This window comes from Spirosoma luteum DSM 19990 (assembly GCF_000374065.1).
Classification (GTDB): domain Bacteria; phylum Bacteroidota; class Bacteroidia; order Cytophagales; family Spirosomataceae; genus Spirosoma; species Spirosoma luteum.
The window spans coordinates 169004-193495 of sequence record NZ_KB893247.1; the positions used below are offsets into that span (position 1 = coordinate 169004).

The window sequence follows — 24492 nt, forward strand, 5'->3', positions numbered from 1 at the left end:
AAAATGACTGTTCCGACAGATTGGTTTGGTTAGCACGCCATTACGGGAGAACTTTATCTACTCATTGTTGGGATGATTTCCCGTTTTTATAGCCATTACCTATGAATCCTGCTTTACTGAAAAAACACCCACTGCTACGAACGACTTTGCTGAGTTTGTTAGCGGTTAGTTTATTGTCGTCCCGCTCCTCACAACCTGCCCCCGGCGATAAACCGGACGACAACCGATTCACAAAAGTTGTCCTGGCCGAAAACCTGGATGAACCCATGGAAATGACGTTTCTGAATGATGGCCGCGTGCTGTTTGTGGAGCGTAAAGGAGCGTTGAAAGCTTATAATCCGACTACAAAAGAGACAACCGTACTTGCTACCATCCCGGTCAGTACCAAATACACCGCGAAAGATGGCAAGGTAACGGAAGCTGAAGACGGTCTGCTGGGCATCGTGACCGACCCGAACTTTGCGACTAACCACTGGATTTATTTGTACTACTCGGAGCCGGGCGACGTGGCCAAAAACGTACTGACCCGCTACGAACTACGGGGTAATGAACTGGTTATGTCGTCGAAAAAAGTGCTGCTGGAAGTAGGAACCCAGCGCGAGCAGTGCTGCCATACCGGCGGAGGCATGGTATTCGATGACAAGGGAAATCTGTTCCTGACCACCGGCGATAACACATCCCCCCGCGATACACCCTTCAGCCCGATTGACGAGCGGGAAGGTCGCGGCCCCTGGGATGCGCAGAAATCGTCGGGAAACACCAACGACCTGCGGGGCAAAATAATCCGGATTCACCCCGAAGCTAATGGTACTTATACTATTCCCGAAGGCAATCTGTTCGCTAAGGGCACCGAAAAAACCCGACCCGAAATATACACGATGGGACACCGCAACCCCTGGCGGATTTCGGTGGATAACAAGACCGGCTACATCTACTGGGGCGAAGTGGGTCCCGATGCCAGCGCCGATTCCACCGGGCGCGGCCCCCGTGGGTACGACGAATTTAACCAGGCTAAAAAAGCGGGTAACTACGGCTGGCCGTATATCATCGGGAATAACATTCCCTATACCTATTACGATTTTGGCGCGGCTAAATCCGGTGCTGTTTACGACCCGGCTCACCCGGTTAACAAATCGCCGAACAACACCGGCCTGACCGAGCTACCTTCTACCGAAAAAGCCCTTATCTGGTATCCTTACGCTAACTCTTCTGAGTTTCCGCTGGTAGGCCGGTCGGGGCGCAGTGCTACGGGTGGGCCGATTTTCCACCAGTCTGATTTTAAAAACGCCCCCCACGTTTTTCCGGCTTATTACGAAGGAAAATGGTTTATTGTAGAATTCATGCGGGGCTGGATTATGACCGTTACCCTGGATGAACAGGGTAATTATAAATCGATGGAGCGGTTCCTGCCCGAGGAAAATTTCAGTAGTGCTATCGACATGAAGTTTGCGCCTAACGGCGATTTGTACGTGCTCGAATACGGGAGCGCGTGGTTCCGGGGGAATGATAATGCCCGCATCGTTAAAATAGAATACAACGGCGGTAACCGGCCCCCACTGGTGCAGGCAGTAGCCAGCAAAACGGGCGGTGCTATTCCATTCACGGCTAGTTTATCATCCGCCGGAACTAAGGATTACGACGGTGATGCACTGAAATACAGCTGGAAAGTTTCGGCTAAAGGAGGCCCGGTGCGGACGTTTACACAGGAAAGTCCAACCGTAACCTTCGACAAGCCGGGGGTGTATCAGGCCACGCTGACCGTAACGGATGCCAAAGGGGCATCGAGTAGTAAGTCGCTGGAAATCAAAGCGGGCAATGAGCCGCCCGTGGTTGCTTTCGATATCAAAAAAGGAAACAAGTCATTTTTCTTCCCCAACAAACCCATCGACTATGCCGTTCGGGTGAGCGATAAGGAGGACGGGAGCCTGGCCGCATCGGGTGCGACGCCGGGGAAAATTGCTCCATCTCAGGTAGCGGTCAGCATCGACTACCTGCCCGAAGGGTTCGACCCTATCGCCGTAGCGCAGAATCATCGGGGCACTGAAACGGTAGCCCGGTACGCCACCGGCCAGCAGCTTATCGGTCAGAACGATTGCAAGTCCTGCCACATGATCGACAAAAAATCGGTTGGTCCCAGTTATACGGACGTTGCCAAAAAGTACAAGGGCGATGCCGCAGCAGTAGACCGGCTGGCCAAAAAAGTAATCAGCGGGGGCGGGGGCGTTTGGGGCGACCATTCCATGAGTGCCCACCCGCAACTCACCACGTCGGATGCCACGGCTATGGTGCATTACATTATGAGTCTGGACGAGAAACCCGTAGCGGCTAAAACGTACCCGGTACAGGGTAGTTTTTCGCCCGCTATTCCGGAAGGCGAGAACGGCAAAGGTGGCTTTGCGTTGCGGGCCGCTTACACCGACCGGGGCACGAAGCTGATGAAACCTGTTTCGTCGGAGAGCGTTATTATCCTGCGTAACCCGGAAGTGCTGCCCGAAAACGCCGACCTCAAAAAAGGAACGCAGTACACTATTACGCCGGCCAAATCCTTTCTGGTGCTGGGGAACGAATCATACGTGGGTTATAAAAAAATTGACCTGACCGATATTGGTCAGATTGACATACTGGCGCAGGCGACCAGCCGGGTTGGGGCCATTGGGGGTGTGGTTGAGGTTCACCTGGATTCCCCAACCGGGCCACTGGTGGGAAAAACGCAGCGTATTCAGGTGTCTAATCCAACCTTCCCGCGCGCGGCCCCTGCCGCCACTACGGCACCGGGCACCACTACGGCTGCAGCCGGAGCAACCGCTCCACCCGCAGCCGCCACCGTGGACCGGGCGGCCATGATGCGCCGGATGTCGCAGAAATTAACGGCCGATATTACGCCTACGACTGGTATGCACACCGTATATTTTGTCTTTACCAATCCGCAGGCGGCTGCCGAACAGGTGCTGATGCAGGTGGTAAGTATTCAGTTTCAGCCTACCGGGGGTAGTACCTCCGCTAAAGGGGATAAATAATAACTTTTTCCATTCTTTTAGTTCAATGAACAATCGCAGAGATTTTTTGAAGAATGCCGGTGCACTGGCCTTGGGAGGCTTGGCATTGCCTCATATCAGTCAGGCTGAAAACCTGTTTGGTCCTACTGCCATGCGCCCCGTGGGTATTCAGTTGTTCACGCTGTTTAAACAGATGAACGAAGACCCCAAAGCAACGCTGAAACAGATTGCTGATGCTGGCTACAAAGAAATAGAATCCGCCTTCAACCTGCGGGGTGGCTATTACGGTTATAACGCTAAAGAGTTTAAAGCACTTACCAGCGATTTGGGCCTGAAATGGCGTGCACACCACGCAGGTGGCGCACCTTTCCGGCCCCGGCCAACGCCCCCGGCCAGTACAACAGGAACGGCGGGTGCTGCTCCCACGCCCCAGCGGGCACCCGCCATGCCAGCGAATATGCCGCCTATGCTCAACCTGCGCGACAACTACCAGCAACTGGTAGATGAAGCCGTAGAGGGTGGGCTGTCGTACCTGGTGTGTTCCAGCACGCCGGTGGGTACGGTAGAGGATATCAACAAGTCGATTGCCGTGTTTCAGAAAACCGGTGAGGCAGCAAAAAAAGCGGGCATCGGCTTTGCCTATCACAACCACGCCACTGAGTTTGACCCCGTTGAGGGTGGTAAAACGCCGTATGAATTAATCCTGTCGCAGACGGATAAAGACCTGGTTAAGATGGAACTGGACCTGGCCTGGGCTACCAAAGCGGGCAAAGACCCGGTTGAGTTGTTCAAGGGCCAGCCGGGCCGTTTCCCCCTATGGCACGTTAAAGACATCAAATCGGATTTGAAAACGGTTACCGAGGTTGGGAACGGCGTTGTCGAGTTCAAAAAGATTTTCGCGGCTGCCAAGATCGCCGGGCTGCAATACATCTTTGTAGAGCAGGATATGGCACCGGGTATCGAAAGTATCCAGACCAGCTACAAAAACCTGAGTAAAATGCTGTCGTAGTCGATTCTACTGTTCCTCTACGCTATAATCGGTGTAGAGGGACAGTAGAAACAAACCAGTTGGTGAGCCGGATAAAGCCGGGCCTATCAGCGGTACAGCGGTCGTAGGTCGCTTTCGAACAGCGTGTAGGGGTCATTGTAAAAACGCAGGAAATCGGGAACGCTGGCTTGCCCCGGATAGGGGGCGTAAAAGTGAGTGGCACTGCGGGCATCGTTTCGCCAGACCAGCACGTAGGTGAGCCTTACGTTCTCCGCTTTCAATGCTTTTAATAACGACCCTGTCCACCAGGTTGAATCGGGTATCGACTCCAGGCCCGTTTCGGTGAAGGCGGCCAGTTTTCTGTTTTTGCGGGCAAAATCCGACACGATTTTTAGTTTGGCAATGCCTGCTGGCAGGTTATATCGACCATTGCGACCGAAATCGGCGTAGTCGTCGAATCCTACCATATCGACCCAGGCATCACCGGGGTAGCGGTCTGCGTATTCCGCTTCGGTCTTGAACAGGCAATCAGGCGAAAAGACGTACACAAAATTATGCACCTGCAAACTATCGCGCAGGTACGAAACGGTAAACTGCCAGAGCTTCGTAAAATCGGCCTTCGAGCAGTGCGGCTTGCCCCACCAGAACCAGCCCCCATCAAACTCGTGGTAAGGGCGAAACAGCATCGGTACCAGCTTACCGTCCTTTCCCCTGACCGAGTTTGCCAGACTGCCAACCGTTTGCAGGATGGCCTTGTACTGCTCGTGGTGGGAGCCACCCGGTATGAGGTCGGGCACGGCCGGGGCCGATACCGAATCTTTCCAATAGAATCCGGTTTTAGGGGTGACGGGATTGGTAAAATGCCAGGCCACGGTGGTTACGCCCCCCCGGTTGTAAGTATCGGCAATCTGTTTACGGAGGGCTGTTTTCGCCCGCTCAATTGCTTCCGGCGAACGACCCGACAGACCACTGAAATCGACTCCGATAACGGCCGGGTTCGAGCCAGTTACGGACTTGACATCCGAACGGCCCGTATCGCCGTTCCAGCCGTGGCCGTATTCGGTAGCGTGCTGATGACCAAACAGAATATGCTTTTTAGCCAGTTTATGCAGATTGCGGTATAAGGCGTTGGTTTCCGGAGTAGCGTTAGGGTCCGTTAGTTTTGGACGCGGTGCCGCCTGAATACCGCAGGTAGCTGCCAACAAACTCATTGTCAGCAGAAAAGAAGGGAGTAACTTCATGGAAACGTTGATGAAAGAAGAATCAGAACTCGAATTTGGCACTGGCTGTCACGCCCGGCCAGGTATCCGTGCGAAACGAGTTGGCGGGTAAGCCATCCGAACTGAACAGGTTGGCATCGACCGGCGAATCGGCCCAGCCGTAACGAACGGCCACGGGCTTGGGAACGTCGGGGCTGGATACGACGACGGTATTCTTTCCGCTTATTTCGGCTTTGGCGTAGTGAAAAACTTTATCGGCACCCGCTATCTCGAACCCTTTCAGATACCCATAGGCATCCTTCGCCGTTAGCCCCTGGGCCACATGGGTAAAGGTCACGATGGCCTTACCACCTTCAAATTTCACCCCATCCATCATGGGCGAACTATAATTGATGTCCTGCCCGTAGTCGAGTTTTAGCGCGTTCAGGGCAAGTCGGTGGCCAACGTCCTGCTTATTAGTCGGGTGTATGTCATTGGGGTTTCCCACGTCGGTCGTGACGGCCATACCGGTTTTGGGCAGGCTGAGCGTCATGGTCTGGGCTTCGCGGAGTTCGGCCCAGCCGCTGCCTTTGTTGCTGTTCTGGTTCGGGCCGTAACTGGACAGTTGCACGATATAAAATGACATATCCTGCCCGAACTTCTGCCGCCAGTCGGTAATCAGCAGGGGCATTGCCTGCCGGTACTGGTACGACCGTCCGGCGTTGGTTTCACCCTGATACCAGAGAACGCCCCGCATGGCAAACGGTTCCAGGGGCGCAATCATGGCGTTATACATGCTGATGGCCACGTTGTTCATAAACCGCTTGTACTCGTGCTTTTCGGCAAAGGCGGGCAGTAGCTGCCAGTCATGGGCCAGGCTGATACGCTGTAGCTTATCCGCCACGTAGAGGTCATCCGCCGACCCTTTCAGCCCCAGCCCGTACCAGTTGGGATTAACCATATTGCCCAGTTTCATGACAATATGGTTTGTCCCCGCTTGCCAGGTGTTGGCCGGAATGGTAATTTTTCGAACACCCGGTAATACGCCTTCAGAAACGATTTTGCCGTTGATGTAAATCTGGTTCGGGCTGTCGTTTTCGGCCAGAGCCAGCGTGGTTTCTTCGGTTACCATCTCATCAGGAATCGTCACGATGCGGGCCATGTAGCCCTGCCCCATAAAGCCCCGCATTCCTTTCCACTCCCACTGCCCGGTCGGGTCGGATTTAATCCAGCCCGCAAAATCGTAGGTTGGGTCAAGGTACTTCTTTTCGTCGGCTGCGGTGAGGGTGGGCGAAACGTGCAACTGCTGGCGTAGTCGGACGTCGATGAGGCTGTCGGCGGCTTGCCAGGTGGTGGGTAGGCTCTGAACGGTGGGCCGCAGTTCGGCATTGCTCATCATGCCTTCTTTGCTAATCCAGCCCTCAATCTGCGAGCCGCCCCAGGACGAGTGTACCAGCCCAATCGGGATATTGAGTTTCTGGTACAACTCACGGGCAAAGAAAAACCCAACGGCCGTGAAATCGCCAACGGTTTCGGACGAAGCGACTTTCCAGTCACCGGTTTTTAGTTCCGTTTGTGGAGTCAGCGCCAGTTCGTGTTCTACTTTGAAATGACGGATCTGGGGGAAGTTGGCGTTCTTCTTCTCCACCGCAAAACTGTCGGCCTGCTTCACCGTGAACTCCATGTTCGACTGACCTGAGCATAGCCATACTTCGCCAATGAGCACGTCACTGACCTGGGCATTTCCCGATTTGGCCGTGACGGACAGCGTGTGCGGGCCACCGGCTTCAAAGGCCGTAAACGTGACCATCCATTTGCCGCTGGCATCGGCTTTGGCCTGCTGGCTTTGTCCGGCCAGGGTAGCCTTTACCGTTTCGCGGGGTTTGGCCCAGCCCCAAACAGGAATGGGTTTTTGCCGCTGCAAAACAACATGGTCGGAGAAGAGCCGCGCCAGCCGGACCTGACTAAAAGCAGCTATGTTGACCAGCAGCAGGAAAAAAATTGTGAAACGGATCTTCATGGTATTGGACCGTCGAGTTAAGGTTTGGGGATACATTTTCTGTTATTTCCGAGTGTTGCCAGTGCTCAGCTTATCCTGTAAAGCTTCCAGCGCGGTGGCCAGATACACCAGCGGGGCGTTCCAGTTGATGGCGATTTCGTTGGAGGCATACGAGCAGTCAGCATCCAGATACACCTCGTCGGCAATCGTTGTGGTATACCCCGCACATTTGTCCTGCCGGGCCGCATTAGCGTTGGTGCCCCCCGACAGCAGACCGGGAACCGGCACATCAATACCATCGGCAACGGATGGGCGGTGGTGCGGGTGCATGGGGGTTTTGTGGCCAAATCCCGTCACGAATGAGTACCCAACGGCATTGCGCCCCAGCATATAATCCATATTGGACAGTGCTGCTTCCAAATACGATTTTTCACCCGAGAGCCGGTACGCCTGAATGAGCGCGATGCCCTGATTGGCCGCCACGGCACTGCTACCCCAGATGTAATCGCTGGCCGATTTGCCCATCGGGGTCTGAAAAGCCTGCCTGCTCACATCCTGCCGAAGCTGGTCGGCCAGTTGCATGATATGGGCTTTGATTTTGGGTAAATCCTGCTGGCCGCGTGGGGTTAGCTGGCGCTGCATACGAGCCAGCGAGTAGTAGGCCAGCGTGCGTACTTGTGGCCAGGAAGGCAGGGGTGTCTTGTCGTCGGGAAACAGGTTGACGGCTGTGTAATACGCATCGTCTTTGGTCGTCAGGTACAGTTCGGCTGCTGCCCAAATCCATTCGTCGCTGGCGTCGCGGTCGCCGTAGGTGCCCGTGACAACATCGGGGTCGAACGCTTTATTCATCGCGTCCTGGTCATACAGGGCGTTCGGGTTCTGCTTGGCCCACTGCCAGGCTTTCACGGCGGCTGTTTTACAGGAGTCGGACAGACCAGGCAGTTCGCGGTTATAGGCGTTGAAGATTCGGCTGGCCTGGGCCATCACGGCCGCAAAATCCAGTGCGGCTGTCACGCTTTTTTGTACCACATAGCGGTCAGGCTTTGCCTTGTCGGGCATCACCATACCATCGAATTTAGGGTTGGTCAGTTTGTGGTATACGCCCCCGTCGGCGGGGTCCTGCATGGTCAGCATCCAGCGCAGGTTCCAGAGCGATTCATCCAGCAGGTCGGGCAGCCGGTTACCGCTCTCTGGTATGTTGGCGGTGAGCTGCTTACAGAAATCCGGGAAATCTTCGTAAAGCGATAGGAGCGTGCCCACCGTAATACCCGAATTGACAATGTATTTGTTGTAGTCCCCTGCATCGTACCACCCACCGGACGATGCAATGGTGGTGCCTGCCGGACGTGAAGCCGAAGCCGCCGAGGGATGAATGAGCACCTGATTATCGGGGTGACCAGCCGGGCGGTGCCATTGCCCGGCAAATTTTTCGGGTAGGCTAGTCGATGCCCGCTGGTAGTAAAATCCCTTCAGGGAACCAGAGGCCAGGTCGCGATGAATGTTCTGTTTTATTGTAAATGCGTATGATTGCCCTACTCCCGGTACGTTTATGACGTACGTGCCAGCGGTGCGAAACGCCGAAAAATCAGCGGTGCGGGCTGTCTTCCCCGAAATACTGTTTTTTCGGGCTTCGCTGAGTGTACCGGAGAACAGGACCTTTTTGCCGTCGGGCGTAGTCACCTGAAACGGCCCGCCCGCATCGGTAAGGATAATAGCAATTTTGGGGCCATTGGGGTAAAAGCCGAGTTGATTCAGCCGGATTGAACTGCTTCCTGCTGCGGCAGCAGGAAGTGGGGCCGATTGCCCACGACCGGTACCCGTCAGGCATAGAGACAGCAATAACAGAAGGGATATACGATTGTAATGAACCATTGGTAACTGGGAAAGGGACGTAATGAGTTTCGGTTGGTACTACAACTTGATAATCCTGAAAGTACTCGCTGTAGTTTGACTACTTACCTGCATAAAATAGACACCGGGTTGGTTCCCCAGCGAAATCTGGTGTTGGGTCAGCGCGGATGCCGGTACAACCCTTTGCTCCAGCAACGCATGGCCGAGCATGTTTGTCAGTCGAATCGTGAGCGGAAGTGCCCGCGCCCCCCTGATTTCCAGATTGACCTGATCGCCCCGAACGGGATTGCCGGCTACGATAACCTGAAATGAGGGTTCCAGACCCGTTACAATGGCCGGAGCGGCCAGCAGCCGCCAGTTGGGAAGCTCATCGCGGGTAATTACGTCGGCATCGGTAAAGACTGCTTTCAACCGGTCGATGGGTTGTTTTTTTATGTAGTCGTTCCCCGTCCAGGTCGCAAACCAGGACCACCAGGTGCCAAACGCGCGAACCTTGTCCGTGTTGGGTACATTCCCGGATTCGGACAGCGTGACCATTTTTTTTCCGTTGAAGGCTGCCAGAGCACTGCCCCAGTTGCCGCTCATATTGGCCGAGGCATCGGTGTAAATATCCAGCCCGACCACATCCACGTACTGATCGCCGGGGTACCAGTCCTCCCGGAACGTATCGGTAGCGGTGTAGACCCAAATGAGGTTGTGCAGATTATGATAAGTCGTCAGCCGGTTGTAGAGGAGTTTCCAAAGTTCATTAAACGGACCGGCCCCTTTGGCACCCCACCAGAACCAGCCACCGGGGGCTTCGTGCAGGGGCCGCCAGAGAACCGGTACATCGGCATCCTGAAATTTCTTTAGCTGAACGGCCATAACGTCGATGTCGCTGAGCAGGAGTTTGTAGCGGTCGCTGTTTTTGTCGGCCAGGGCAGCTGCCAGGTCGAAGGTAGTGGCGTCGGTATAAAAACCGCGCCACCAGAGTTTGTCGGGTGCCTGATTGATGAGGTCGGTAGGGGCGTTCCAGTGCCACATCAGGCTGACGATGCCGCGACCATCGCCTTTTTTTGCCCAGTCGATAATGGCTTCGCTGGTCCGTACGGGTTTGGAACCATTCTGAACGCGGGTGGGTGAATAGTCGATTAAATCGAACGAGCCGATGGCGGGCTCTTTGCCGGTTTTTTCCAGCACGTACTCCACATCGTCCTGCTGCCCGGATATAACCTTACTGCCATACTGGTCGACCAGGTAGGAAAATAAGCCTTTCGTTGACTGCGTAGCCTGCGCGTCGACCAGCGTTTTGGGGGGCTTCGCGGGCAGGGTTACCGCAGCAGGAGTTACCTGAATATAGTCCACATCGAAGTAGCCCCAACCCCGAAAAATGGTGACCGTGTTTTGGCCTTCTTGCAATAGAAACCTACCCAGACTGACCCCGGTAAATTTGGTAGTCTGCTTCAGCATCCCGGTGCCTTTTTCGTCGTTGACCTGAAAGTCAATGCCTTTATCGCCGAAGGGTGATGCGTAGCCAACTATCAGGTCATACAAACCGGCTTTTGCGGTAACCGCCAGGATAATTTTGTCGGCGGCATCATCAAGGCCCGTCACGTAACCCGTACCCGAATAACCCGCTGCAGTAGTGGCAATGGTAACACCGGTCAGCATACCCGTTTCGGCTTCTACCCGGATGGAGTCGGTTTTGGTTTGGCCCACTGCACTTAAGCTGCTAACCAGCCATAGGAGCAGTACCAGAAAGGCGGGACTGTTGCGGGTTTGGGAGGTGATGCGCATGACGACTGCTGGAGTTAACGTTGAGTAGGGAATAAGTGGGGTGGCTTCGCGTTGAACGCTAAAGGGCCAATGGTGCTTTGACACAAAAACGCCCGTCAATGTAAGCGCATACATAAAAAAGGGCCGTCCTCCACCGGGAGAAACGGCCCTATAAACCTAATACAATCCTACATCATCCAGATAAATCGTTTCGGGGACGTTACCGCTGAATTCCTGGATAGTCAATTCAGTCAGGTTGCCCGTAGTAACGCCGAGGGTGGCCAGCGGGATAGCGAACGTTTGCCAGACACCCGCTTTCAATACCACCTGTAGGCCTTTATCGTAGTTGCCGTTGATGAGTACCTTCACCACTTTTCCGTCGGTGCCGGTACCACCGTAGAGCGAGAATTTCAGGACTTTGTGGTTGGCTAACAGGATGGGTGGTCCCCCATAAAAATTCTGCCATCCGCCAAATCCGCCCGTAAAATCGTACTGCATGGAAGCCGTTCCGCGCTTGATTACCCCTTTGGAGGGAACGGTAGGTTTCCCATTGTACCCCTGAGACGACCAGCCCGTGGCCAGGGCATCATCGAAAATCAGGGTTTTGAAGCCAAACAGGACGCCGTATTTGGTGGTTCCGCCCGGCGTGGTCACCGAGAGCGTGTCGTTGGTCACGCCAGCCGGTACTTTTACCTTCAGTTGGGTGGCTGATAGCGACGTAATCTCCGCGGTGATGGCCCCAAATTTCACGGCCGTTGTTCCGTCGAATGTCGTACCTGTAATGGTGATAATGTCGCCCGGATTGCCCGCTAACTGGTCGACTGCCGTAATGGCCGGAAACGGCTGCTTGATGGCAAACCCAAATTCTGCCTGCCCGCTTGAGGTGACGACCCGCAGTTTGTTACTGCCGCTAAAGGGAGTAGTGACCGGAATTTGTACGATGATGCTGGTGCTGGTCACAAAGGCCGGGTTGAAATACACGCTGACATCGTTGAAATAAATCGCCGTTGTCCGTTGCAGGTTTTCGCCCAGAATGGCATACAGCCGCCCCGGCTGCCCCAGCGTTGTAGTTGAATCGAGTGCAACGGGTATCGTCCGAACGACGGTAGTGCTGGTCGTCAGGGTGGTTTGTGCGGTGTAGGTATAAACCGAATCGCGGCTTATGGTCCGAACCCGGCTTATGGTTGGCGCAGGTACCACGTCATCGTCGTTACTTTTGCAGGCCAGAAAGCCGCCTGCCAGCAGCAGTATCCAGCCCAGAGCCAGACTATACTTTGTGATTGTTTTCATGGAGTAATGCGGGTTTATTTGAACGTATAGGCCACCGGAGCCTGCGTGAGCAGGGGGTTGATGGCCGTTTCGGTGGATGGATACGGGAACAGAAATTTGCTGGGGCCGGGCGTGAACATCTCGCTATAAATCACCGTCCGGTCGGGGCCGAAGGTGCCGCGCTCCTGAGCCGCAATAATAGCCGTGGCTTTGGGGTGCGCTGTAGCGTTAAACCCATCAATCCGCCCCAAATCGAACCAGTAGTCGCCTTCGATGGCAAACTCCAGCCGACGCTCCCGCAGAATATCAGCCTGCGTGATGCTCGTTTTGGGGGATAGTCCGGCGCGGGTCCGAACCTGGTTGAACGGGGTCAGGGCGGCCGGGTCGCTGGTGCTGGCGGCTCCGGCCAAAACCGCTTCGGCTTCGATCAGCAGCACATCCGAGTAGCGCATGAGGTAGGTGTTGTTCCCTGCCGACTGCGCTGCGCCCAGGCCACCGTTATCGGCGCGGGTGCCTACTACGTATTTCTTGATGCCGGCTTTGGTATTCTGCGCGTTTACGTCGGCGGGAACGGTGAAGCCGCCAGCGGCTGCGTTCAGTTCGGGATAGACATCCCCGGCGTACATGATGGTTGCTTTCCGGCGTACATCACCGGGTTCTTTGGCAAACTCGTTCTGCAAATCAATCGTGGGCCCGATTACGCTGTAGCCGTCGCCGGTGCCGGTGATCTGCGAACTGATGGCAAATGAAGCCTGGAGGGAGTTGCCGTGTCCGTAGGCACTGCCACCTATCCATTGCAGGGCTACAATCGACTCCTCGTTATTGTTATTGGCTGTTTTGAACAGATCGGTGTACGTTTTTCCCGCCACCTGCGTGCCATACAGCTTGAACTCTCCGCTATTGATTACCTTCTCGGCAGCCATGCGGGCGTTGGGATAGTCCTGCATGTAGAGGTATACTTTCGCCAGCATAGCCGACGCCGAACCACTCGATACGTGGCCGTTGCTAATGGAATTGCCCGCCCGGATTTTTTTGGTGCAGTTGGCTTCCGCAAACTGCAAATCCATGACAATGAACTTGTACACGTCTACAACCGGATTGGTGTTAATCTTTGGCGCGTACACGTAATCGAGCGTGTTTTCGATGATGGGTACATTGCCAAACAGCCGGACCAGGTAAAAATAAGCCGTTGCCCGCATGAAGTGCGCTTCGCCGAGGGCGTTATTCACCACCGCCGGGTCTACCGATGCGGGAACTTTGGCGGGCAGGTTGTTGATAAGCGCGTTGGACTGCGCCACCACCGAAAACAGCGACCGCCAGGCGTTGGTCAGTTCGTTGTTATCCGCCGTTACCGAGAAGTTGGCAAAGTTGACCACGTCGCCGGAGTACGTCCGGGCATTGCCCCCCGATAGTTCCGTTATGGCCCAGAACGCCTTGTTGTTAAAGTTGAACCAGGGCGAGTTGTACAGCGCGTTGGTACTCGCCCGCACCTGGTCGGCGGTTTGATAGTAGCTGTCCAGCGTCAGGGCATCCTGCGGGGGGCGGTCGAAAAATGCGTCTTTGCAACCCGTAACCGACACACAGAGTGCAGTCATCAGGGCGATCAGGTAGGTGTTATGATTCGTTTTCATGAGTCAGTGTTGATTAAAATTCGGCGTTTATTCCTACGGTAAAGGTCCTGGGCAGGGGGTAGCGACCATTCTCGACGTTCATTTGCAGGGAGTTCTGATTGAAGGCTCCCACTTCCGGGTCGTAGCCCGAATACTTCGTAAAGGTGTATAGGTTCTGTACGCTGGCATATACCTTCAGCCGGTTCAGTTTGGCTCGGTTGATCAGGGCAGCCGGGATATTGTAGCTTACATTCAGGTTCTGAATGCGAGCATACGAGCCATCTTCCACAAAGCGGTCCGAAATGAACAGGTTCGGGTTGTCGATACCGGCGCGGGGAGCCGGAATGTCCGTGTCTGTATTCGTCGGGGTCCAGTAGTTGGATGCCGACGCAAACTGATTGCTGTACAGGTTCGACAGGCCACCCACCGTCCGTTTGGTGAGGTTCAGGATTTTGGACCCGTACGACCCCTGCAAGAAGATGCTCACGTCGAACGCCTTGTAGGAAAACGTGTTGGTCAGACCGAAGGTGAATTTGGGGTTGGGATTGCCAATAATGGTCCGGTCCCGTTCATCTACCACGCCATCGCCGTTCACGTCTACGTATTGCACATCGCCGAGCCAGGTGCCGGTACTGGCGTTCACCGCCCGCCCAAACTGAACCGGAGCCGCTGCCAGTTGCTCCGTCGTCTGGAACAATCCTTTCACCTGATAGCCATAAAACTGCCCGATGGGTTGCCCCACCACCGTTCGCGTAACGGGTACGTTCAAAAAGCCGGTGAATACGCTGTTGATGATTTCGGTGAAGTTCTCCGACAGTTCTTTTACCGAGTTGCGGTACTGCGAGTAAATCAGCGTCGTGGTCCATTTGAAGTCGGGCTTCACGATGTTGCGCGAGGTAATGGTCAGGTCAATGCCTTTATTCTGCATCTGACCCAGGTTTACGTAGGGCGACGAGATACCACCCAGGTAGTTGGCATCACCCACCAGATACGCGGGTAGCGGCAACTGATACAGGAAGTTCTTCGAGATTTTGTTGTACACGTCGAGCGTGGCGTTGATGCGGTTGTTGAGCAGACCCACGTCGATACCCGCGTTGAACTGCGTATTACTCTCCCATTTCAGATTCGGGTTAGCAATCCGGTCAATCAGGAAGCCAGTACCCAGACCCGTTTGCGAAGCCGACAGCGACGAGCCGTAGAGGTAGTTGGAAATCTGCTGATTACCAACGGATCCGTAGCCCACCCGGATTTTTACGTCTTCGATGGTCTTCTTGATCGTGGCCATGAAGGGCTCCTCCGTCAGCCGCCAGGAGGCTGCAAAAGAAGGGAAATAGCCTACCTGCTGCCCCTGCGCAAACTTCGACGAGCGGTCGGCCCGGATAGTTGCCGTCAGGCTGTACTTGTCGCGGTACGAGTAAATACCCCGTGCATACACCGACTCCAGCGACTGACTGCCTTTGTACTCACTATTGGTAGCGGTGGCGGCTTCGCCGAGATTCAGCGTTTTGATGTCGTTGCTGTAAAAACCCGACCGGCTTCCTTCAATACCGTTCCAGTCCGACCCCTGCACTTCGTGGCCCAGCAGAGCCGTTACGTTGTGCCGGTCGTTGACGGTGTGCGTGTAGGTCAGGTAGTTTTTTACAATGTAGAATGTACCTTTCTGCCAGCGTTGGTTCAGCGTGGCCGTTGGGTTCACAAACCGGCCCCACGAATACGTCGGGCGGAAGTAGATGTTGTCCGAATAATTGAGGTCGATACCCACTTCCGAGCGCAGCGTCAGGTCGTTCGAAAACTTGATATCGTTGTAGATATTGGCGTTCAGGTTATTACGGTTCAGGTTGTTGGTGATGCTTAACGCCTGAGCTACCGGGTTAATCACGCTCGATACCGCCGTTGGGTCGTTGGGCGGTCCGGCAAAGGAGCCGTCGGCGTTCCGTACGGCCAGGTCAGGAGCCTGCTGGAGCGATAGGTACACGATGCCCCCCACGTTGTCGTTGAGCGTTACCCGGTCTTTGGTGTTGCTGCCGGTTAGCGTCAGGCCCACTTTAAACCAGGGTTTCACCTGCGCGTCGATGTTACTACGGAAGGTGAACCGCTTGAAACCCGACCCAATCACGGTGCCATTCTGGTTCAGGTAACCACCCGACACATAGTAGTTGATGCCGTCCTTGCCACCCGACATGGATAATTGATGGTTCTGCATCACCGCCGACTGAAATACTTCCCGCTGCCAGTCGGTGCCGGGACCAAGCAGGGTAGGGTCGGCAAACTCGGCCCGGCGTGGGGTACCATAGGCATCGGCCAGGTCATTTTGCAGCCGGGCGTATTGCTTCAGGTCCATCACGTTCAGGTACTTCGACGGCGATTGTACGCCCACGTAGCCATCGTAGGCGATGCGGGAACTCCCGGCTTTACCCCGCTTTGTGGTGATGATAATAACCCCGTTGGCGGCCCGGTTTCCGTAGATAGCCGTGGCCGAGGCATCTTTCAGCACGTCGATGCTGGCAATATCGTTGGGGTTGATAGCCGACAGCGGACTTACCGAACTCTGCCCGCTGCCATTGAAATTCTGCACCGGCGACCGGCCACTTGTGCTTTGGTTGTTGGCATCGCCCGACACGGGTACGCCGTCAATCACGTACAGCGGCTCACTGCTACCCGTGAGCGAGGTGATACCCCGAATCCGGACCGAAGTCGAACTGCCCGGCTGCCCGGAGTTTTGGGTAATGGTCAGGCCAGCGGCTCGGCCCTGCAATAACTGGTCGACGCTGGTCTGGGGTATGTTGGCGATATCTTCGGCTTTTACACTCGACACGGCCCCGTTCAAATCCTGCCGACGCTGCGTTCCGTAACCGATTACAACCACATCATTCAGCACGTTGTCGGCCAGTTTGAGCTGAATAGTAATGGTTTCCCGGTTGCCGATTGTGACTTCCTGCGTCGTCATGCCGATGTAGGAAATCACCAGCGTTTTAGCCGTTGCGGGTATATTGAGCGAAAACTGACCGTTGGCATCGGTCGTTGTTCCCAATTGTGTTCCTTTTACGGAAATCGTCGCGCCCGGCAGGGTGTTCCCTTTCTCGTCTGACACGGTCCCTTTTATCAGGGTTTTTATATCCCCTACGGGGGCAATTGAGGGTGGCGACGTTTTGTACAGGGCCAGCACCGGCTGGTCTTTTGGCGGAAGAACGCTGGTTTTGGGGCGATCCTGAGCGTGTAGAGACAGCCAACCGCTCAGGACAAAAATTCCTGGAAGGATAAATTTCATCAGGCTAGAAAATTAAAAGTGAATTAAATTGATAGGTATAGTAGATAATTCAGGTTGTATCGTATTGCGTGACAGATAATTAGTCAACTAACTCAGGTTTCGTCGGGGGGTGGTGTCAACAGTTTCTGCATGGGCAGCGATATCATCACCGAGGTACCTTTGCCCGCTTCACTCTGCCATAGTACTTGCCCACCAAGAAAAGAAATTCTCGATTTGATATTGGTAATCCCATTGCCCGCCAATGGGTTGGCCTCGAAATTAGCACCCCGGCCGTCGTCATCGACACTAATCAGGGTTGTTTCGTTACTCGCCATCAGCTGTACCGTTATCGTCCGGGCATTGGCGTGTTTGAGCGCATTGTTGAGCAATTCCTGTACCACCCGGTAAATCATAACCGAGGCCTCGTTTCCCAGCGGAGGTACCTCGCCATAATGCTCCAGCACCAGGGTCGTCTGGTTGACCAGATTTAATTTTTGCACTAAATCTTCCAGGGCCGGGATAAGACCAAAGGTTGATAAAGCGTAGGGGCGCAGGTTGTTGGAAATGAGCCGGGTTTCGGTGCAGGCTTCGTCCAGGAACTGGTTAAGCGGTCCTTTCACATCGGGTGGAAATTGCTCCTGATGCGCTTCCACGAAGAGTTTTATCCGGGATAGCTGAATACCCAGACCATCGTGCAGGTCGCGGGCAATACGGCTCCGTTCCCCTTCCTGCCCTTCAATCATGGCCCGCAGGGATTTGAGTTCCAGTTGTCGAATCTGCTGTTGGGCGATAACCGTTTCCTGATGGGCAATCAGCTTTTGCTGCCGACGCAGAAAGATGAGTGCCAGCACACCCAGTACGCTGATTAACAGGCCAACAGCCAGCATAGAATTGAGGACTTGCTGCGTATGGTTTTGTTCCTCAACCAGTCGTTTCTCTACGGCCAGCGCTTTTATCTGGCTATCCAGCTCCTGCAACCGAATACTTTTCGTTTGCTCGGAGGTATTAAATTGATTCGCATAATCGAGCGTCCGGAGGGAGGATTCGTAGGCATTCTTATAGTCTTTCAACCGGGAGTAGCTATCGGCGGTGTGCCGGGATAGCTCCCGCAGCATAGCCAGGTTGTTTTCCGACTTGGCCAGCTCGAAACTCTTCTGGTACGCATCGATTGCGGCTGCCGACTGATTTCTGAACTGATTGACAAGGCCCAGGTAAAAGTAATTCTGGGCTATCAGCCAGTTGATTTTCAGTCGCTGGGCAATCCGTAAACTCCGGTTGGCAAAGTAGGCGGCCGAGTCGGGTTTTTTGACGCGGGAATACGTGTTGGCCAGTAAATTCAGCGCGTAGGCCTGGGAGTAATCCTGGTTGTACTGCGCACTCAGCCGCTCCGTTTCGCGAAGTTGCGTGAACAGCGACTTCGGCATTGGCTCTTTCTTCTGGGCAATATTGGCAAACCCCAGCCTGCATTCAATGACTTTTGGCATGTTGTGGGTTCGTTCAAAGAATTGCTGTGCTTTTTTCAGGTACTTTTCGGCGTAGCCCTGCATGAAAAAGTCATGCGTGTAATAATCGCCAATCACAATATATTCGTTGTAATACCCCAGCGAATCACCCAGTAAGCTGTAGTATTTCAGTCCATTGAAGTAAGCCTCTATCGTGTGCTTATTGTACCCGTACTGCTGATGATACAGCCAGCCCAGATGATCATATGCTTTGGCAACCCGCTCAAATTCCTTGTGCTGAATCAACTGCCTGATTTCCCTTTTTACACTGTCAATGGGAGTGGACCCTGATGCACTTACCGCGGGCTGGAAACCACCATATACTGCCAGCAGCAGGAAGGCCGCAAGCCAGTGTAGGGTTGTCCGTTTAGCGGTAAGCGATAGCGTCATTCAGGTAAAGAAAATGTGTGTAGGCTTCTGTCAATCAATGTATTGCATTTCCATGGCGGTCTTGATTAGTAACGCCGTATTATGCACGCCAAACTTCATGAGCAGACTGCTGCGATGAAACTCGACCGCTTTGTCGCTGACAAACAACTGGTTAGCCATCTGGTGGGTCGTCAATCCCTGCGCCATCAGCGTCAGTACTTCCGATTCACGGGGGGTCAGGTTTGGTTTTAGCCCGGCCCCGGCCACCGATTTTCGGAACCGGGGTTCATCATTCAGTAATACGTGCGTGATGGTTTCACTGAAATACTGCTTTCCCCCTGCTACCGTCTGGATGGCCTGTAGTAACTCCATCTTGGTCGTGTTCTTCAGGAGGTAGCCCTGTGCTCCTTTCTTCACCATTCGCTTAATCAGGCTGGCGTCATCGTGCATGGTCAGGGCAATGATTTTAGTTTGTGGGTACAGGCGGGTAATCTGCTCACAAAGGCCAAGCCCGTCATCAATCATGGGAAAGGAAATATCCAGGAGTACCACATCAATGGCTACCTGCTTCAATGTTTCGATAACCGAAGACACGGAATAGCAGCGTTGGACCACCTCAATTTCCGATGCGCCGGACAACAGGGACTCGATGCCCTCCACAAATACGTTATGATCGTCCGCAATGAGCAAGCGTGTCATGTACTTCACTAATTAGTGTTAAAACAAAAGGTTGACGAATGACTGTGTCCTAATTTCATCCTGTGAAAAGGGGTGGTATTAGCTTAATCAATTCGCCCAATTACTCAATAACACGAGTAATTGAACCTCTGTTTCTTTCTATACCGAATAGAACTTTCTTTGGCAAAATTAGGACTAAATGATAGTCTGATAGAATAGTGAAAACCCGACTTTATGAAAACTAGGGGAAACCCTAGACTCTTCGAAATAACCGTAGGGTTCCGCCGTGAGAAAGCCAGGACCGGCCATACCGCTCATTGGTCGACCAGCTCCGTATACTAACTTAATGGCTTATCGACTGACCGGATTTCACCAGTGAGTTTGATGAAATACCTAAAGTGCGTAACTTCTCTATCGGTAAAATGGGGTTGGTCGTATGAGAACGGGATGGATAATCAGCTGGCTACTGGTACTGCTGGGTAGCCGGGTAGCAGCACAGACGGGGAAACCGACCAGTGGGTTGATCGGCGAGTATTTCAATGGGCCTAATTTTGAGCGAAAAGTGCTGACCCGAATTGATCCGGCAGTCGATTTCGACTGGAACTGGCAGTATCCCGGCCCCGGTGTGCAGCGGGAGTACTTTTCGGTACGGTGGACGGGTAAACTGTACGCGCCCAAATCGGGGAAGTACCGATTCAGTGCGCTGGCCGATGACGGCGTACGGGTCTGGGTAAACGGTAAAAAAGTAATTGACGAGTGGCGGAAACAGGACGATAGCAACTTCACGGGCGATATTGCCCTGACCGGTGGGCGGTTGTACGACCTGCGTATCGAATACTTCAATGACTGGAAAGGAAGTGTTATTTCGGTGTTCTGGGAAATGCTTATTAACAACCGACCTTCCTATCGCAGCCTATTACCGCGTCAGGTGATTGCCGGCAAATACCTGGTTCCGAAACGGGCCAGCCGTTCTGTCGCGACACGCAAAGTGCCGGTTAAAAAACCGGTAGCTACTTTGGTAAAACCAGCCAAAACTTCCGGTGACGTGGCACCCCTTACGGCCAGAACAGCCACGCTGTCCCGCTTATCTGCGTCGCCGTTCGCCAACCTAAAAGCCGGCAATGCCTTTGTACTTCGGCACGTACTTTTTGCCCAGGGCGATTATACACTGCTGTCGGAATCGTACACTGAACTGGACGAGCTGGTGCAAGCATTGCGGGCTAATCCCTCGCTCCACATTGAGGTGGCGGGCCACACCGACAACGTGGGCGACAAGCGATTGAATCTGGCCTTGTCGGAGAATCGGGCGAAAGTGGTGGCCAGTTACTTAATTCGGCACGGCATTGCCGAGAACCGGATTACCGCCAAAGGGTATGGTGGCACAAAACCCATTGCCAGCAATGCCGATGACGCACAACGTCCCCTGAACCGGCGCGTGGAATTGGTAGTCCGGTAAAGAAATTGTGTATGCCAAACGTCCCGCATGAAAGTCAGCTTTATCTGGCTCATGTTCACGCGGGACGTCAGTTGTTAGGGCTTCATAATTTTACCTGCTGCTTCTGAGTTGAACTGACCACGTTCTGTAGGAACAGGCTACCGTACTCACCCACCGGCACGCTTACCCGCTGGAGGGCTTCCGACTGGTCGATGTGTTGCTGGTGCAGCAACTGACCCTGTAGATCAATCAGGTTCAGCTGCAACGCCTGACGCTCGACCTCCGTACTCTTCAGGTGTGTATCCGTCATGATTATTAGTCACATGGATTCGCCATTACGTTCACACTATTTTTTTTCGTGCTTATTGCTTAATCACTGGCCAAACTGAAGCGTGCTGCCCTGGCTGAATACGACCTGTTGTCCTATATCATACGTAACCCGCATAACGCGGGCCTTATAACTGGCCGGAATGGTTACTGCGTGTTTTATCTGTACCGGGTCTGAAGCAAGCGGAAGCCGGTTGCATGACCAAACGGTTGGGTCATTCCACAGGCCCGCCTTCAGCGTGTACATGCTGCTACAGGGGTTAACCGTGCGGAATAAAACCGAATTGGTAAAGACAGAACTCGAAGCCGCCGAACATAGGGTCTTGATCTGCCACTCATAGGGAGAGTCAACAGCCAGGCCCATCAGGTTAAAGTTGCCAAAACCATTGTCGCTGCTGAGGTTCGACAGGGTTATCCAGTCGGTAGCGCCAACCAGCCGGTAGCGGGCCTCGAAACGGGTATTCACATCCGCAGAGCCAATATTCCAGTTCAGGCGGGCAGCCGTAGGGGTTAAATTTGTAGTAAACGTATTATAGGGGGTTAAGCAGGGGGTTGTGGTGAAATTGGCCACAGTCGAAAATTCTGAATCGCTGCCGTCACAATGGGTTTTTACTTGCCATTCATACGCAGTATTGACTGTCAGACCCGTTGCCATGGCGGTAGTGCTGGTCAGGTTACTGATCGTTAGCCAATCGGTTGCGCCAACGAGCCGATACCGCACTTCGTAACTTACATTAATACCTAATTGTGTCCAGTATAAGGTAGCGGCAGTGGGATGGGCTATGGTATACAAATTGGTAGGAGTAGGACAGCCGGTAACAAAATCAGGCCCAAAAACGTACGCTGAATTTTCAGTGGGTGAACAGAGCGTTCTGAGCTGCCATTTATATTGCTTATTGGCCACCAAGCCTGGCAGGTCAAAAGTGCCCTTTCCGTTGTCAGTTGATAAGTTGGTTGCATGTGTCCAGTTGCTCACGTCCGAGGCTCTGTACATAAGTTCGAAACGCGTATTGGCGTCGGCCACATCGATAGACCAGTTTACCCGGGCGAAGTTGGTGTTGACGGTAGCGAACAGATAGTATGGCGAACTACAGGAACGTGTCTGAAAGGACGAACCAGAGAATCCAGAATAGGAGTTGTCGCTACATTGGGATCGAACCTCCCATTCATAGGACGTATTACCCGTTAAGCCGCTTAGTACGGCACTGGTGCTGCTCAGATTGCTGATCGTTATCCAGTCAGTTGCTCCATTTTGACGGTAACGTACTTCATAGGTAGAGCCTGCTTCGGTCTGGCTCCACTTCAGCACTGCAGACGCAACCCGAGTGTCTACAGTTTGGGTTGAAGGGCTCTGACAACGGGTACTGAAATTTGGTCCCGACGCGTAGGTTGAGCTTTCGGTAGGTGAGCAGACCAGCCTGAGCTGCCATTCGAACGGTGTATTATTGGGAAGGCCCGCCAGATTAACGCTGCCCGAGGAACTCGTCGTAGCTGTCAGGCTGGTAAGATTGGTCCATTCCGGTGCCCCAACGGGCCGGTAACGCAGATCGAAGGTTGTACCCGCATCGAACGATGAATACCAGACAAGATCGACCGACGACGAACGAATCGAATTTACGTAAAGGCTGTAGGGTTCCGGAGCGTAGCATCCGGTTGTAAAGGTGTTTGTAGCGGTAAAGTCCGAAAACGCATTCGCCGAGCAGGCTGTTCGAACGCGCCACTCATAGGTTGTGTTGGTGGGCAATCCGGTAATCTGACGAGAGGGACCGTAGTAGCTGCTGGTTAGATTACCCGTGAGAACGGTCCAGTTGGTTGTTCCTGCCACTCGGTACTGGATTTCGTAGGTACTGCCCGATTCGGGTGGTCCGGCAGGTCCGTCATAACTGAAAGACAGAAGAACTGTTGTGGCGGTCGTTCTACTGCTCAGGAAACCGGGTATTAGGCAGAAGGTTGTGAAGGTGACGGATGAACTGAAATCGGACTGTTCGGTAGCCGAACACACACTTTTAATCTGCCATTCATAGGTCGTATTGTTGGTCAGACCCGTTAAAAAATAAGAAGTGCCGGTCAGGCTGCTGACCGTTGTCCAGGTGGGTGTGCCAACGGGTCGATACCGAAGGTCAAATCTGGCAGTTGGATCGCTATAACCATAAGGTATGTACCAGTTGAGCCCTGCCGAGCCCGACCTGACGGTTCCCGTGTACAGAGAGGTCGGCACCACACACGCATACGTAGTGAACGATTGTGGGCTGGTAAATGCTGAAGCTGCTGAAGCCGAACACACACCCTGTACCCGCCATTCGTAGGCAGTAGCCGAACTCAGGCCGGTGAGCGTGTAGTAGGGGTTGTTATTGGTGCTAATGCTGGTCCAGTCGGCTGAGCCAGCGGTTCGCCACTGGAGTGTATAGCCTGGAAAGTAATTGGCACCACCCCAACTCAGGTAAGCTGTGGTGCGGGCGGGGTTGCTATAGGTATACGTAGGGCTTGCCTGGGGGCAGATCGTTGTAAAGGTAACAGGTCCTGAGTAGGTGTCGGAACCCGTTACTTTCACCTGCCACTCATAAGTGGTATTGCTATTCAGGTTTGTTAGGTCCGTTGTCGGTTGGGTCAGGTTGAAGTAATTGTTCCAGTAGCTACCCACAATTCGCCATTGCAGATCATACGTTATGTAGTCTCCCAGGCTGTTCCAGCTCAGTTTGGCACTTGAGGAGGTTACGCTGGTTGTTGCCAGTCCGGTTACGATTAAGACTGGTTGCTCGAAAAATACATCCGCAACAGGGCTAAGGCTGCCCGTTGTGGTGTTGGAAGGCCGAATCCGGTAATAATACTGGGTGTTGACTGTTACCTTGGTATCGGTAAAACTAACGCCATCCGGCGCTACTCCGCCAATGGGTACGAAACCGGTTGTGGGTGAGGTGGACCGCTCCACGAAATACCCCATCTCATTATTGGCATTGTCCTGCCAGGTGAGCCTTACGGAAAAGCCATTTGGACTGGCCGTAAAATTGGTGGGGGCGCTGACGTTTGTTGGGGGGGCATCCAGTGTGTAGGATGTGTGGCTTTGCCGAAGGGCTAAACCGGCCAGCATTCGGTCGTTCTGGCCGGGTGTGAAGTCATGCGGACAAGCGTCAGTCCAATTGTTATAGTAGGACATGATGTTAGAGAAAGACGGCGCGTATGGGTCTCCATTGGCGTCGCGGGCCGTGCTGTTCGGATCATATCGGTTGCAACCGTCTACGTAGATATAGTTAAAACCGGGTATGCCGA

General features: G+C 53.8%; 14 protein-coding genes. 3 read left to right on the forward strand and 11 right to left on the reverse strand.

What is annotated here, in order from left to right:
- The first annotated feature begins 101 nt into the window (after window positions 1–101).
- Both B156_RS0107475 and B156_RS0107480 read left to right on the forward strand, forming a co-directional pair.
- Window positions 102–3017 carry a PQQ-dependent sugar dehydrogenase gene (locus tag B156_RS0107475; RefSeq protein WP_018619046.1) on the forward strand — a complete coding sequence of 972 codons (2916 nt, stop codon included), beginning with the start codon at window positions 102–104 and terminating at the stop codon, window positions 3015–3017.
- Window positions 3018–3042: 25 nt separating this feature from the next.
- Entirely contained in the window at window positions 3043–4005 is a 963-nt protein-coding gene (locus tag B156_RS0107480) for a sugar phosphate isomerase/epimerase family protein (RefSeq protein WP_018619047.1), read from the forward strand.
- Between the two features lie 86 nt (window positions 4006–4091).
- On the opposite strand, the gene B156_RS0107485 is transcribed toward B156_RS0107480, so the two are convergent.
- The 9 genes from B156_RS0107485 to B156_RS0107525 form a co-directional block, all read right to left on the reverse strand.
- Complete coding sequence (locus tag B156_RS0107485) at window positions 4092–5225, reverse strand: glycoside hydrolase family 26 protein (protein ID WP_018619048.1); 1134 nt, start codon at window positions 5223–5225, stop codon at window positions 4092–4094.
- A 22-nt stretch (window positions 5226–5247) separates the two neighbouring features.
- The gene (locus B156_RS0107490) at window positions 5248–7203 is read right to left on the reverse strand and encodes a sialate O-acetylesterase (RefSeq protein ID WP_026260670.1); all 1956 of its coding nucleotides are present in this window, start codon (window positions 7201–7203) and stop codon (window positions 5248–5250) included.
- A gap of 42 nt (window positions 7204–7245) precedes the next feature.
- The gene (locus B156_RS0107495; RefSeq protein WP_018619050.1) at window positions 7246–9054 is read right to left on the reverse strand and encodes a glycoside hydrolase family 9 protein; all 1809 of its coding nucleotides are present in this window, start codon (window positions 9052–9054) and stop codon (window positions 7246–7248) included.
- 39 nt (window positions 9055–9093) lie between these two features.
- Window positions 9094–10809 (reverse strand): glycosyl hydrolase, encoded by a 1716-nt coding sequence (locus B156_RS0107500; protein WP_018619051.1) that lies wholly within the window; start codon window positions 10807–10809, stop codon window positions 9094–9096.
- A gap of 156 nt (window positions 10810–10965) precedes the next feature.
- Window positions 10966–12078: an IPT/TIG domain-containing protein gene (locus tag B156_RS0107505; RefSeq protein WP_018619052.1), complete on the reverse strand. Its 1113-nt coding sequence runs from the start codon at window positions 12076–12078 to the stop codon at window positions 10966–10968.
- 14 nt (window positions 12079–12092) lie between these two features.
- On the reverse strand, window positions 12093–13688 hold the full coding sequence (locus B156_RS0107510; RefSeq protein WP_018619053.1) for a RagB/SusD family nutrient uptake outer membrane protein: 1596 nt from the start codon (window positions 13686–13688) through the stop codon (window positions 12093–12095).
- 13 nt (window positions 13689–13701) lie between these two features.
- The gene (locus B156_RS0107515) at window positions 13702–16935 is read right to left on the reverse strand and encodes a SusC/RagA family TonB-linked outer membrane protein (protein ID WP_018619054.1); all 3234 of its coding nucleotides are present in this window, start codon (window positions 16933–16935) and stop codon (window positions 13702–13704) included.
- A gap of 92 nt (window positions 16936–17027) precedes the next feature.
- Window positions 17028–18806, reverse strand: a complete 1779-nt coding sequence (locus tag B156_RS0107520) for a tetratricopeptide repeat-containing sensor histidine kinase (protein WP_018619055.1) — start codon at window positions 18804–18806, stop codon at window positions 17028–17030.
- A gap of 30 nt (window positions 18807–18836) precedes the next feature.
- Window positions 18837–19484 carry a response regulator gene (locus B156_RS0107525; RefSeq protein WP_018619056.1) on the reverse strand — a complete coding sequence of 216 codons (648 nt, stop codon included), beginning with the start codon at window positions 19482–19484 and terminating at the stop codon, window positions 18837–18839.
- A gap of 415 nt (window positions 19485–19899) precedes the next feature.
- On the opposite strand from B156_RS0107525, the gene B156_RS0107530 reads away from it, so the two are divergent.
- Complete coding sequence (locus B156_RS0107530; RefSeq protein WP_018619057.1) at window positions 19900–20919, forward strand: OmpA family protein; 1020 nt, start codon at window positions 19900–19902, stop codon at window positions 20917–20919.
- 82 nt (window positions 20920–21001) lie between these two features.
- On the opposite strand, the gene B156_RS0107535 is transcribed toward B156_RS0107530, so the two are convergent.
- On the reverse strand, window positions 21002–21208 hold the full coding sequence (locus tag B156_RS0107535) for a hypothetical protein (protein WP_018619058.1): 207 nt from the start codon (window positions 21206–21208) through the stop codon (window positions 21002–21004).
- 63 nt (window positions 21209–21271) lie between these two features.
- On the reverse strand, window positions 21272–24492 hold a 3221-nt coding region (locus tag B156_RS28885; protein ID WP_018619059.1), incomplete at its 5' end, for a fibronectin type III domain-containing protein.